This window comes from Pseudomonas sp. RW407 (assembly GCF_003176655.1).
Classification (GTDB): domain Bacteria; phylum Pseudomonadota; class Gammaproteobacteria; order Pseudomonadales; family Pseudomonadaceae; genus Pseudomonas; species Pseudomonas delhiensis.
On sequence record NZ_QGSL01000006.1, the window covers coordinates 1 to 435 of the forward strand.

General features: G+C 61.8%; 1 pseudogene. It reads right to left on the minus strand.

The window, feature by feature from the left end:
* Window positions 1-261 precede the first annotated feature (261 nt).
* A pseudogene (locus DK254_RS00580) lies at window positions 262-435 on the minus strand (IS110 family transposase); the annotation flags it as partial.

The window sequence follows — 435 nt, forward strand, 5'->3', positions numbered from 1 at the left end:
CGCTCCTATGTATGGACTCACCCCCACCGTCAACCCGCTTTTGAACAGAGGAACCCGATTGCATCTATGTATTAGGCCTGTTCGAGGAAGCCACGTCGGGCTTCTGGCCAACATTGGGTAAGCCCGCGGAATGCCGATTACAAAGAGGCCTCGAAGGCCAGTAGGAGCGTAGGCATCAATCCGCGACGGTCTGACCAGGGGTCAATGTTCTTCAGCAGGGGTTGGAGCGGCTTGGCGCCCCGGTGGCGGGAACTCGTTGGATCAGTGACTCATCTCAATCTCCTGGCAAGCGTTCGGCTTGCGCTGGTAGGTCTGCTCGCTGCGCAACAGTACCCAGGCGATCCGCAGGTTGCGGTTGGCCAGTCGCACGGCCGCCCCCTTGCGCCCCAGGCGCTGTAGCCAGCGTTGCAGGCGACGGTCGTCCGGGTGCTCGGA